Below are 12483 nucleotides of genomic sequence, written 5' to 3' on the forward strand. Positions count from 1 at the left end.
GTAACCATCCGCCTGCGACGGTCAGGGCCGCGTCATGTCAGACGACGACAAATCTCCGATCTCGACACGCGAGGCGAGGCGGCTCTTCGCCGGCCTGAAGAGCGCGCCGGCGCTGGTGCTCGCCGTGTCGGGCGGGCCCGACTCGGTCGCGCTGATGTGGCTTGCGGCGCGCTGGCGGCGCAGCCTCGCGCGCGGCCCGCATCTCACCGTCGTCACGATCGATCACGGCCTGCGGCGAGAGGCGGCGCGCGAGGCGCGCGAGGTCAAGCGGCTCGCCACTGAGCTCGGATTGCCGCACCGGACCCTGCGCTGGCGCGGCGCAAAGCCGAAGACCGGACTGCCGGCGGCGGCGCGCGAGGCGCGTTACCGCCTGCTCGCGCAGGCCGCGCGTGCCGTCGGCGCGAGCCATGTGCTGACCGCCCACACCCGCGACGACCAGGCCGAGACCCTGTTGATGCGCCTGTTGCGCGGCAGCGGACTTGCCGGGCTGTCGGCAATGGCCTCCCTCAGCGAGCGCGACGGGATCGTGCTGGCGCGTCCGCTGCTCGAGGTCCCGAAGGCGCAGCTGATCGCGACCTTGAAGCGGGCCAGGATCGGCTTTGCCGACGATCCCACCAACCGCGACACCGCCTTCACCCGGCCGCGGCTGCGGGCGCTGCTGCCGCTCCTTGCGGCCGAGGGTGGCGATGCCCGCACGCTGGTGCGGCTCGCGGCCCGGCTGGCGCGGGCCAATGCGGCGGTCGAGCTGCTGGCCGACGGCGCCGAGCGCTTCCTCCATTTGAGGGATCGCGGCGATGCGCCGCAGGCAGGTGTTCGAAGCTTCGAGGCCTCGGCCTTTGCCGTCCTGCCGGAGGAGGTCCGGCTGCGGCTCCTGCTGCGGGCCATCAACGCGCTCGGGCACGAAGGGCCGGCGGAACTCGGCAAGGTTGAGTCTCTCCTTGCCGCGCTCGACCAGGCCATCGCCGCAAGCCCTCGCACGGGCGCAAATGGCCGGCAGGCCTTGAGGCAGACCCTTGCGGGAGCCTTGATCAGCCTAGCCGGCGGGCGTATCCACATCGCACCGGCGCCGGTCCGGCGTCGCACGGGCGGATAGGCGCGGACGAGGGCGGATCATGACACCGGCCAATTCGGCCCCGCGCCGTCAGGACACCTTAACCAGGCAGGAAAAACCCCGCTCCGGACGCCATTATTTCAGCGGGAATCGCTCTAAGATGGGATAAATAGTCCCACCTCGTTCCCTTGGCAGCGACCGGGACGGCACCTAAATTGTATGCGTCTAACGATGAGGATTCCTTGGGGATTTCCTCGTAGAGCCCAAGGATGAGGCCGCGATCCGCGCGACCACGAAGGAAGATCGATGAACGCCAATCTGCGCAATTTCGCCCTCTGGGTCATCATTGTCTTGCTGCTTTTGGCGTTGTTCACGCTCTTCCAGAATCCGGGTCAGCGGGCCTCCTCGCAGGACATCGCCTTCTCGCAGCTCCTGAGCGAGGTTGACCGCGGCAATGTGCGCGACGTCGTGATCCAGGGGCCGGACATTCACGGCACCTTCACCAACGGCTCCAGCTTCCAGACCTATGCGCCCAGCGACCCGACGCTGGTGAAGCGCCTCTATGACAGCAAGGTGCAGATCACCGCGAAGCCGCCCGGCGACAACGTGCCGTGGTTCGTCTCGCTGCTGGTCTCCTGGCTGCCGTTCATCGCCCTGATCGGCGTGTGGATCTTCCTGTCGCGGCAGATGCAGGGCGGCGCCGGCAAGGCGATGGGCTTTGGGAAGTCGCGCGCCAAGATGCTGACCGAAGCGCATGGCCGCGTCACCTTCGAGGACGTCGCCGGCGTCGACGAGGCCAAGCAGGACCTGCAGGAGATCGTCGAATTCCTGCGCGACCCCGGCAAGTTCCAGCGCCTCGGCGGCCGCATTCCGCGCGGCGTGCTGCTGGTCGGCCCTCCCGGCACCGGTAAGACCCTGATCGCGCGTGCGGTCGCGGGCGAAGCCAACGTGCCGTTCTTCACCATCTCCGGTTCTGACTTCGTCGAGATGTTCGTCGGCGTCGGCGCGAGCCGCGTCCGCGACATGTTCGAGCAGGCCAAGAAGAACGCGCCCTGCATCATCTTCATCGACGAAATCGACGCGGTCGGTCGTCATCGTGGCGCCGGCCTCGGCGGCGGCAATGACGAGCGCGAGCAGACGCTGAACCAGCTGCTGGTCGAGATGGACGGCTTCGAGGCGAACGAGGGCGTGATCCTGATCGCCGCGACCAACCGTCCCGACGTGCTCGATCCCGCGCTGCTGCGTCCGGGCCGCTTCGACCGTCAGGTCGTGGTGCCGAACCCCGACGTCGTCGGCCGTGAGCAGATCCTCAAGGTTCACGTTCGCAAGGTGCCGCTGGCCCCCGATATCAACCTCAAGACCATCGCGCGCGGCACCCCGGGCTTCTCCGGCGCCGACCTGATGAACCTCGTCAACGAGGCCGCTTTGACCGCCGCCCGCCGCAACAAGCGGATGGTGACGCAGGCCGAATTCGAAGAGGCCAAGGACAAGGTGATGATGGGCGCCGAGCGCAAATCGCTCGTCATGACCGAGGAAGAGAAGTTGCTGACGGCCTATCACGAGGGCGGCCACGCCATCGTCGGCCTCAACGTCGTCGCGACCGACCCGATCCACAAGGCGACCATCATTCCGCGCGGCCGTGCGCTCGGCATGGTCATGCAGCTCCCCGAGCGCGACAAGCTGTCGATGTCTCTGGAGCAGATGACCTCGCGGCTCGCGATCATGATGGGCGGCCGTGTCGCCGAAGAGCTGATCTTCGGCCGCGAGAAGGTGACCTCGGGTGCGTCTTCCGACATCGAGCAGGCGACGCGCCTAGCCCGGATGATGGTGACGCGCTGGGGCCTGTCCGAGGCGCTCGGCACCGTGTCCTATGGCGAAAACCAGGACGAGGTTTTCCTGGGCATGTCGGTGTCGCGCACCCAGAACGCATCGGAGGCGACGGTCCAGAAGATCGACACCGAGATCCGGCGTTTCGTGGAAGAGGGCTACAACGAAGCGACGCGTATTCTCACCGAGAAGCGCGCCGATCTCGAAGCGCTCGCCAAGGGCCTGCTGGAGTTCGAGACGCTGAGCGGCGACGAGATCGTCGATCTGCTCAAGGGCAAGAAGCCGAACCGCGAGTCCGTGCTCGAGCCGAGCACGCCGCGCGCCTCCGCGGTGCCCCCGGCCGGCAAGTCGCCGCGCCCGCGGCCCGATGCGGATCCCGGCCTGGAGCCGCAGCCGCAGGCGTAATTGCGAGCGGCAGGTGAGATTGCAAAACGCGGCGGAAACGCCGCGTTTTTTGTTGGCTGGCGGTTCGCGGATGCAGGGCGCTCCCGGCGCGAGCGAAGCGCGCGGGCTTCCGGGGCAACCGCGGGAATCACTAAAGAAGAACTTAACGCTTGCGTCCTATTTTGGCCCGCCATGACTGACCAGGTCGTCCACAGCGCGGTTCAACCGTTTTCGGCACGTGCAGCGCTCCCTTGGGCAGTGGGCCTCGGCGTCTATGCCCTGTTGCTGATCGTTGGGCCGTGGCTGCTCGGTGATCCCGACAGCTATTCTCATATCGAGGTCGGGCGTTGGATCATCGCGCATGGCACCCTGCCGGAGAGCGATCCCTTTTCGTTTTCGAAGCATGGCGCGCCCTGGATCACGTTCGAATGGCTCTCGGAAATCGTCTACGCCGGAGCCTACGCATTGTCCGGCTGGCCCGGCGTCGTCGTCGTCGCAGCAGCTGCGATAGCGCTCGCCTTTGGCCTGTTCACCTTCTTCCTGCTGCGCGAGCTCTCGCCGGCCCTGACGCTGCTCATGGTGATCGCGGCCGTCATCCTGTTGGCGCCGCATATGCTGGCGCGGCCGCATGTCCTCGTGCTGCCGGTGATGGTGATTTGGGCGGCGACCCTGGTGCGCTGCATGGATCGCGGCGGGCCTCCGCCATACTGGGCGCTGCCGCTGCTGGTGCTGTGGACCAATCTGCATGGCAGCGTGGTGCTCGCGCTCGGGCTGATCGGTCCGGCCGTGCTCGAGGCGCTGCTGCGTGAGGAGCGAAGCGAATGGCCGCGCGTGCTGCTGCGATGGCTGCCATTCTCGGCGCTTGCCCTCGCAGCATCATGCCTGACACCACACGGGCCGGAACCGCTGCTGATGCCGTTGACGACACTCGGCCTCGGCTCTGCGCTCGCCTGGATCGGGGAATGGCGGCCGCAGGATTTCAGCCATGTCGGTGGCTTCGAGTTGCTGCTGCTGGCTGGCATCTTTGCGCTCGCGCGCGGCGTGACGCTGCCGGTCGTGCGGGCCCTGGTGGTGATCGGCCTGCTCCATTTCGCACTGGCGCAGGTACGCAATGCGGATCTGCTGGCCATGCTGGCGCCGCTCTATCTGGCGGCCCCCTTGGGTCGGACATTCGGCGGGCGGATCACGGACGATGCAGAGGGCGCGTCGCGCGGCCTGAATCTGGCCGCGTTCGGTGTTCTGATCGCGATGAGCGGGGCGGCGCTGGCGCGCGACATACGGCCGGCTCCCGTCATCACCCCTCAAGCTGCCGTCGCGCAAGCCGACCTCGCCAAGGCGGGGCGCGTGCTCAACGATTATTCCTTCGGCGGCTACTTGATCTTTGCCGGCATTCCCACCTTCATCGATGGTCGCGGCGAACTGTATGGCGGGCCGTTCATCGACCGCTACAATCGTGCCCTGGCGCTGGTTGACCTCGCAGATTTTCTCAAGCTGCTCGACGAATACGACATCGGCGCGACGCTGCTCGCGCCGCGGACACCGGCGGTCGCGATGCTCGACCGGCTGCCGCAGTGGCAACGCGTCTACAGCGACGACGTGGCGGTCGTGCACAAGCGGCGGGATACGGCGCAAAGATAAGTCAGACGGACCCGAAGGCCGCGTATTGGCCGCCGAGCGACACGCCGCTCAGGGCATCTTCGAGGCGACGCGCCGGTTTGGTGTCCCAGGGGAGCAGCAGAAAATGGCGGGCGCCGATCTCGCGCAAGCCGCCCGCAGCCATCAGCTTTCGGACTTTGCCGGCACTGAGCAGGACGGCGTCCCGGTCGAACTCGCAGCGCGCAACGGCAAGACGTGTCAGCGGGTTGTAGGGATTGTGCTCGATCACGCAGACGAGCCCCCCGGGCCGCACCACCCGCCGCATCTCGGTGATGAAATGCGTCCATTCGGTCGGCACGATATGGTGCATCACGCAGATGGCCGTGACGAGATCGAAGCTGGCGTCCTCGAAGGGAAACGTGCGGCCGTCAAACTCGCGGTAGTCGACCCCGCTATTGGCCGCGCGGGCCTGCGCCAGGCTGGCCGACGAAACGTCGATACCGCTCAAGCGGCCGACCATGCCGTGCAACAGGGGATGAAGGCTGCCCACGCCGCAGCCGACGTCGAGCATGTCGGGCCTCTCGGTGTTCAGCCGCTGCGCGATCAGATCGCCCAGGAGATCGGCCTTCGCGCGCATGAAGAAATCATGCGGCAAGCCGGAGAAGTCGATCGAGGACTGGACAACGTCACGGTAGTTGGCGTGATAGCCGTCGAAGAGCTCGCTCATGCGCAGGGTCACTCGTTGACTGCGTGGATTGCAGGCGCTGCCGCCGCCTCGTTGCGATCGAAGCCGGCGCGCGTCTGCACCACATAGAGCGGGCGGCGTTTCACCTCGGCATGGATGCGGCCGACATACAGCCCCACGATACCGGTCATCAGCATGTTGATTCCGCACAGCAGGGACACGACGACGATCGTCGACGACCAGCCGGTCACGAGATGGCTGTCCTTGCTGAGCCACAGCAGGATCACCCAGCCGCCGTAGAGCAGGGCCAGTCCCGAAACCGTCAAGCCGCACCAGATCGCAAGCCGCAGGGGCAGATCGGAAAAGCCGAGCGCGGCGTTCACCGCGAGCCGCACCATCTTGAACAGCGGGTATTTGGTTTCGCCCGCGGCTCGCTCGAGGCGGTGGAAGGCGACCTCGGCCTGCCGGAAACCGAGCCAGGCGATCATGCCGCGTACGAAGCGATCCTGCTCCGGCATCTGCCTGAGTGCGTCGAGCACCTTGCGATCGATCAGGCGGAAGTCGCCGACATCGGCGGGGATGCCGACCGAGGACATCCTGCCGAGGAGCCGGTAGAACAGATGCGCAGTCGCACGCTTGAACCGGCTTTCGCCTTCGCGTGACAGGCGGCGGGCGTGGACGACGTCGTTGCCTTCCTGCCATTTTGCGATCAATTGCTCGATCACTTCGGGCGGATCCTGCAAATCGGCATCCATCACGATGATCGCGTCACCTTCCGCGGCGTCCATGCCGGCGGTGATGGCGACCTGATGGCCGAAATTTCGCGACAGGCCGATATAGCGAAAGCGCGGATCGCGCTTGGCGAGCGCCTGGAGCACGATCGAGCTGGAATCGCTGCTGCCGTCGTCGACGAAGATCGCTTCAGCCGGACCGTCGAGCCGGGACAAGACCAGGTCGAGCCGGCGCAGCAGGACCGGCAGCACGGCTTCCTCGTTGAACACGGGGATGACGAGGCTGTAGCGGATCGATCTGGAATTGGCCGCCATGCGAGAGATTCCGGCTGGGTTGCAGGGGCGGGAGTCTAGTTCGGCGGTGGTTAAGGTCGCCTTGCCGCGACTGTTAAGGATCTAGGGCACTCGGGCGATTGAGGGCGGAGGCGGAACGGAATGGCGATGCACGATTAACCATGCTTGCGCAGCCGTGGCGTCGGTCTAGGACCTGCGGCGGATCTTGTAGAGAACAAATCGCTCCGAGGTATCCAGCACCTCGAGCAGTTCCGGCAGCGGGTTCGCGGCCGACGGTCCGAGCACATAGAGATAGTCGTAGTCCCGGTACCAGGTGCGGATGAACGGCGGAACGTCCGCCGGCGGCCGGCTTGTCGCAATCGCGGTGAGCAGCTCCGACGGCACCGGCCCTCCATAGGGAATGGCAAGGCGGCGCACGCCCTCGCGGGGCCGCACCGGCTGCTTGCCCGCTTCCGTGAAGAGGTTGGGCACGAACGCGTTGGCATAATGCACGGCCAGCGTCGGCGCATAGTACATCGGATACGAGGTGAGGTCGGCGAAGGGCGGATCACCATTGTCGCCCGTGCTTCCAACGAGAACGCGTGAGCCGCGCTCGATCTTCTGGAACGAGGCGATGATCGCCGCATAGTCGGCGCGGTAAGGCAGCCACACCGCGAGGACGATCGCGAGATTGATCAGTGTGATCCCACTGATCGCGGCGAGCGCAGCCGTTCTCCAGGCCCGGCTCGGCAGCGACAGCGAGCAGAAGGCCGGCAGGATCAGAGCTGCAGCGGGAATCACGCGAAGGTCCACGAACGAGGTTCCGAACAGCTTGGAGGGAATGACCAGGTAGAGCAGTGCAAAGCCGATCGCGAGCCAGAGGCCGGCCGGCTCGAGCTTGAGGACGCCGCGCCTTGCGGCAAAAAGCAACGAGATCATCAGCGCCAGCCCGGTCACTGCCGATGCCGTCAGGCTGTAGCCGTTCAGGATGCGCAACGGCCAGATTGGCTTGAATCCGAAGAACCAGCTCGTCCCCTCGCTTCCGATCGAGCCCGCCGTCATTTGCATGATCCCAAACAACACGAGCGCCGGCAGGGCCAGCGCGCCGAGCCGCGCGGCCACGCCCAGGTACGATGCTCGCTGCTGACGAATGCGCGAGAGCTCGTAGAGGCCAAGCGTCGCGCCGTAGATACCGAGGGAGAAGAAATGCGCCGCATACAGCGCGGCGACGAACAGCAAATTGGCGACGAAACGCAGCGGCCATGGGCCTTCGGCCAGCATCAGGTAGATTGCGATGCCCCAGAGAGCGAAGCCGAGGCCAAACTCGAAATTCACGAAGCCCCAGCTGAACGGCAGACAGTAGAGGAAAGCGAGCGCAGCGAAGCCGGCAAGATGAACCCGGCCCTTCCGCGCCCATTCCAGCAGCAGCGCGCCCCCGACGATCAGCAATTGGCTCAGCAGCAGAAACAGCCGCGTGGCGTGCTCGACGCTCATCAGCCGCGCCAGCTGCGGCACCAGCAGATCCATTCCAAGGTTGGGATAGAAGGCCCAGGCCACCTCGTAATACGGATTGGCGTCGGGGGTGCCGTTCCGGCTCAGAATGTACATGCGGGCGAGGTGATTGGGATAATCCACCATCGCGGGAATGGGGGTCAGTAGCACCGGAAGAAGGGAGACCGCCGCCAGCACCGCAAGAACGGCGATCGCCACGGACCGCTCCGAGTCGAGCCGAGCCGGGATTGCCAAAGTCGGCCTGTCAAAAGAAGACATGTCGCGGGATCGCCGGGGTTTGAGCGTGGTGTGCCAGGTCGCGTCCACGTCGCCTTTGGAGGGACATCTCACGGTTACGAGTGCGCGCCCTCAAGGAGGTTCTCACTTCGAAGGCGTCGCGGTCGCGCTGTCCGCATGGTCTCGCACATGGATCACCGCGATGTCGTCCGCATAGATCCGCTTCCAGCCCTTGAGCTGGTCGAGGATCTGCGGGCCCGGCGCATCGGCAACCAGGAGCGTCGCGTCGATCTTGTACTCGTCGAGCAGGCGCGGCAGCAGCTCGGGCTTCTTGCCCTCCGTCGCCTTGAAGAAGTCCATGACGAACTTCTCGCCATAGAGCTCGGCACGGCCGTCAACGAAGACCGGAATATCGCGCGAGATCAGATAGCCGCCGAACTGGTAGGCATTGAAGATGCGCTGCATCTTGCGTTGCTCGAGCACGTCGACGGCCGCAACCGGCGTGTGCGTCGTTGTGAAGGTGAAGCGGTGGTGCGCCATGTAGAGCGACGTCGAGGTCCAACTCGCCGCCACGATCATCAGCGCGCCAAGCGCGGTGACATAGCGGGCGGGCCAGCGCCCGGCACCGGCGGCGTCAGGCGCCGGGCGCGGGAACATCTCGCCGAGCGGCTTTGCCAGCACCAGCGGTACCACGAACGCAAATGCCTCGATGCTCCTGACATGGGTCAGCGCGCTCCAGGTCAGGAACAGGATCAGGAAGATCCGGGGCGCCGACAGCACCAGGCCGCGATAATAGCCGAATGCGATCAGGCCGAGCAGGGCGCCTTCGAATGGGGTGAACGTGGAGAAGTTCGCGGGCATCCATTCGAAGATCAGCGACAGCAGTTCGCCGAGGCCGAGAATATTGGTCGCGCCCAGCAGCGTCCGCCAGCCATACGGCGTGCAGCAGCTCGCGATCAGAGCACCGATTCCGAACAACACCCAGCGCATGAACAGCTGGAGCCGTCGTCCCTTCTCGGCGTGCTCGACGGCCTCGAGCGCGATCGGGCCGATCAGCACGAGGCCCAGCACGAAGCCGCCATGCAAATTCGCCCAGAGCGCCATCAGCGGCAGCCAATACCAGGACGGCGCGCTCTTGCGGTCGGCAGCTGCCATCAGCAGACCGACCCACGCCACCATGACGGGCAGCGCCAGGATATGCGGCCGCGCCAGCACGTGATGGGCCGACAGCAGCAGCGCCAGCATCGCGAACAGCACTGCGCGTGGTGCCTCGATCTGCACGTCGAGCAGATAGACGAAGATCGCGACCGTGACCGCGACCGCGACCGCGGTGAGTATGACGGGACCTGCCCAGTCCCATTGCGCGTGGGAATAGGCGAACAGCACCTGCGACAGCCACGACGTCGACATCCATGGCGCGCCCGTTCGCGTGAACGAATAGAAGTCGGTGGTGGGCATGGCGCGGTGATCGAGGATCCATTGCCCGATCTTCACCTGCCAGAACGAGTCGGAGTCCTGTAGCCGGGTGTCGCCGAGGTAGAGGAAGAACAGATAGACGCCGGCGCCGACGCATAGCGGCACCAGGGCCCTCGCGCGGCTCCGCGCCGCGATGCTGTTGGCAAAGGAAAGTGACATGCCGCCTCGTCGTCCTGTTGTTCTTGTCGGTCGGGCATGATCCGGACCCGGCGGGCCGCGTTGGCGCAAAGTGAGGTGCGGTTTCCGAGAAGATCATGCTCAAGCAATCACCTGAAGCGCGATGAAGGATTCATCTCATCGCGCGCCAGTCCGAGCGGGCGGCATTGGATCACGGGCGGTCATAACTTCGGGTAAACCGGCAGGCTACGCCGGTTTCATGTCCCGACAATTTAACGGACTGTTTTAGATTTCGATTTACCATCGGCGAATACACGCAAACCGCTCGATGTTTACGCAGACGAATTAACTGCGGCGCAATTCTTTGCCTCTACGTTTGGTTCCATGGTCGGGCGGCGCTGGGAAGCCGAAAAGACCAGATCAGTTGTAGCCTCGTGTACTCATTTGGAGCACTCTATGAAGAACCTCGTTGCGCGTTTCCTGAAGGATGAATCCGGCGCCACCGCCATTGAATACGGCCTGATCGCTGCCGGCATCGCGCTGGCCATCATCACCGTCGTCAACAATCTCGGCACCACGCTGAACGCCAAGTTCACCTCGATCTCGAGCAGCCTCAAGTAAGGCCGGCCGACCTGAGAATTCTGAGAGCCTCGTCCAAGACGAGGCTCTTTTCTTTTGTGCGCGGCTTGCCGCCGGCCGATCGGCTAACGGACGAGGTGGCGTTTCGCGGGGAGGTGTCCGGCTCTCATTTTGGCGAGCCCTTGGCTTGTGTCTTGAGCCGTGTGGCCGGCGTTCCTGCCCGTGCGAGGCGCGCGAGAGCTGGGAGCCTGAAGCATGATCCGGATCATGCTCGAGATTTGGTTCGTGCCTCACTGTGACGTGGAGGGTTTGGTCGGTGCGTCGTTGCGGACATGGACCACGGCGATGTCATCCGCATAGAGTCGTTTCCAGCCCGGCAAATGGTCCATGATCATCGATGCCGGGACCGTCCTGTTCAGCAGAGTCGCGTCGATCCGGTAGGTTTCGAGCAGGCGCAGCAGGGTCTCGACGTTCTTGCCTTCGACAGCTTCGAAATAGTCGAGCACGAATTGCTCGCCATACAGTTCGGCGCGGCCGTCGATGAAGGTCTTGATGTTGCGGGTGACCAGATAGCCGCCGATCGGCGCGGTGCTGAAGATCCGCTGCGCGTGCCGCCGCTCGAGCAGGTCGACCGCGGCCGCAGGAGACGGATCGCTGATGAAGGCATAGCGGTGCGGCGTGGCATAGGACCTCGTGATGCTCCAGCCGGCCGCGACGATCGCGAGCGCCGCGGTCGCGGTCAGCGCAAAAGAGGGCCGCGTTTCCGTTCCCCTGGGCGCGACGGCCCTCGTTATTCCAAAATGTTCGGCGAACGGTTTCGACAGCACGAGCGGCGTCAGCAGCGCAAAAACCTCGATGTTCCTGAAGTGGCTGAGAGCCGCCCAGACCAGGCCGAGCAGCAGAAGAATACGGGTCGCGGTCAGCACCACGCCGCTGTAGTAGCCAATGCCGATCAAGCCGAGCAGGCTGACTCCGAACAGATCGAGCGAACTGAAGTCGGCTGGCCTCCACTCCCCGATCATCGAGAGCAGCTTGCCGAGGTTGAGGATTTTCGTCGACGCGAGGAGCGTGTTCCAGCCATAGGGCGTGCAGCAGCTTGCCGCAAGCGCGGCAAGCCCGAACACGGTCCAGCGTGCGGCCAGTGCAAAGCGGTCCTTGCGATCGGCGGACGCGATCGCGTCGAGGCCAACGGCTCCGATCAGCGCTAGACCCATGACGAAGCCGCCGTGAAGATTGGCCCACAGCGCCATCAAGGGCAGCAACAGCCAGGATGGCGCGGTGCGCCGGTCGGCGGCCGCCAGCAGTCCGCCGACAAAGGCCAGCATGACAGGCAGGGCCAGCATGTGCGGGCGCGCGAAAAAATGGCCCATCGACATCACGAGAATTGGGGCGATGAGCAGCAAGGCGCGCGCGGGATCCAGATAGGGGTCGATCAGGTGCGCGAAAATCGCCGCGGTCGCGCCGATCGCGAGCGACGTCAGGATAACCACGCCCGCCCAGTTCGACGGTTCATAAACCAGCGCGAACAAAACTTGCGACAGCCAGGAACTCGAGATCCAGGGCTCGCCGTCGCGCGTGAACGAATAGATGTCGTTGTGGGGCAACGCGCGGTGTTCGAGGATCCACTGGCCGATCTTGATCTGCCACAGCGTGTCGGCATCCCGAAGCATGATGTCCCCGACGCCAAGAAAGAACAGGTAGGCACCGGCACCGATGCAGAACGGCAAGATCCAGCGTGCTAAGCCGCGCGCGGGAGCGCTGCTTGTCAGGGAAACCGACATTGAACTCTCGGGGTTGGATCGACCACGCAGTGACGGCGCATCCGCACATCACCATGATCGCGTTTAAGTTGAGGTAAACCAAACTGATCCTCCGCGGTCATCCCGCGTAAGGATGCGTTTATTATGCTCACGCGTGCTCTCCCGAGGTGCCGGGCGTTCGGATGATCATTTGCGTCTTGTCATCCCGCCTGAATAGTTGTTCAGTCTTTGCGGGGCGATTTGCATCTTTTGCGTGACGAAGCGTTTTGCCGCAGG

9 protein-coding genes are annotated in these 12483 nt (G+C 64.9%); 4 read left to right on the forward strand and 5 right to left on the reverse strand.

The window, feature by feature from the left end:
* Positions 1-34: 34 nt before the first annotated feature.
* From tilS to GDN70_RS08710, 3 genes are all read left to right on the forward strand, one after another.
* Positions 35-1093, forward strand: coding sequence for a tRNA lysidine(34) synthetase TilS (tilS, locus tag GDN70_RS08700; RefSeq protein ID WP_152102395.1), 1059 nt, complete (start codon positions 35-37; stop codon positions 1091-1093).
* Between the two features lie 264 nt (positions 1094-1357).
* Positions 1358-3283, forward strand: coding sequence for an ATP-dependent zinc metalloprotease FtsH (ftsH, locus tag GDN70_RS08705; RefSeq protein ID WP_018317780.1), 1926 nt, complete (start codon positions 1358-1360; stop codon positions 3281-3283).
* The gene (locus GDN70_RS08710; protein ID WP_244625874.1) at positions 3284-4900 is read left to right on the forward strand and encodes a hypothetical protein; all 1617 of its coding nucleotides are present in this window, start codon (positions 3284-3286) and stop codon (positions 4898-4900) included.
* Between the two features lies 1 nt (position 4901).
* Here GDN70_RS08710 and GDN70_RS08715 read toward each other — a convergent pair whose 3' ends face one another.
* From GDN70_RS08715 to GDN70_RS08730, 4 genes are all read right to left on the reverse strand, one after another.
* Positions 4902-5585, reverse strand: coding sequence for a class I SAM-dependent methyltransferase (locus GDN70_RS08715; RefSeq protein WP_173015772.1), 684 nt, complete (start codon positions 5583-5585; stop codon positions 4902-4904).
* A gap of 8 nt (positions 5586-5593) precedes the next feature.
* Positions 5594-6589 (reverse strand): glycosyltransferase family 2 protein, encoded by a 996-nt coding sequence (locus GDN70_RS08720; protein WP_091956434.1) that lies wholly within the window; start codon positions 6587-6589, stop codon positions 5594-5596.
* 165 nt (positions 6590-6754) lie between these two features.
* Positions 6755-8317, reverse strand: a complete 1563-nt coding sequence (locus GDN70_RS08725) for a hypothetical protein (RefSeq protein WP_152102397.1) — start codon at positions 8315-8317, stop codon at positions 6755-6757.
* A gap of 102 nt (positions 8318-8419) precedes the next feature.
* Complete coding sequence (locus GDN70_RS08730) at positions 8420-9910, reverse strand: hypothetical protein (RefSeq protein ID WP_095426671.1); 1491 nt, start codon at positions 9908-9910, stop codon at positions 8420-8422.
* A gap of 414 nt (positions 9911-10324) precedes the next feature.
* Between GDN70_RS08730 and GDN70_RS08735 the strand changes: the two genes are divergently transcribed.
* Positions 10325-10489, forward strand: a complete 165-nt coding sequence (locus GDN70_RS08735; protein ID WP_028140309.1) for a Flp family type IVb pilin — start codon at positions 10325-10327, stop codon at positions 10487-10489.
* Between the two features lie 248 nt (positions 10490-10737).
* On the opposite strand, the gene GDN70_RS08740 is transcribed toward GDN70_RS08735, so the two are convergent.
* Complete coding sequence (locus GDN70_RS08740) at positions 10738-12228, reverse strand: hypothetical protein (RefSeq protein WP_152102398.1); 1491 nt, start codon at positions 12226-12228, stop codon at positions 10738-10740.
* Positions 12229-12483 lie beyond the last annotated feature (255 nt).

Source organism: Bradyrhizobium sp. TM102 (genome assembly GCF_009176685.1).
Lineage (GTDB): Bacteria > Pseudomonadota > Alphaproteobacteria > Rhizobiales > Xanthobacteraceae > Bradyrhizobium > Bradyrhizobium ottawaense.

Coding starts and splice junctions, on each gene's coding strand:
- tilS (WP_152102395.1), top strand. CDS start 35: ATGTCAGACGACGACAAATCTCCGATCTCGACACGCGAGGCGAGGCGG.
- ftsH (WP_018317780.1), top strand. CDS start 1,358: ATGAACGCCAATCTGCGCAATTTCGCCCTCTGGGTCATCATTGTCTTG.
- GDN70_RS08715 (WP_173015772.1), bottom strand. CDS start 5,585: ATGAGCGAGCTCTTCGACGGCTATCACGCCAACTACCGTGACGTTGTC.
- GDN70_RS08720 (WP_091956434.1), bottom strand. CDS start 6,589: ATGGCGGCCAATTCCAGATCGATCCGCTACAGCCTCGTCATCCCCGTG.
- GDN70_RS08725 (WP_152102397.1), bottom strand. CDS start 8,317: ATGTCTTCTTTTGACAGGCCGACTTTGGCAATCCCGGCTCGGCTCGAC.
- GDN70_RS08730 (WP_095426671.1), bottom strand. CDS start 9,910: ATGTCACTTTCCTTTGCCAACAGCATCGCGGCGCGGAGCCGCGCGAGG.
- GDN70_RS08735 (WP_028140309.1), top strand. CDS start 10,325: ATGAAGAACCTCGTTGCGCGTTTCCTGAAGGATGAATCCGGCGCCACC.
- GDN70_RS08740 (WP_152102398.1), bottom strand. CDS start 12,228: ATGTCGGTTTCCCTGACAAGCAGCGCTCCCGCGCGCGGCTTAGCACGC.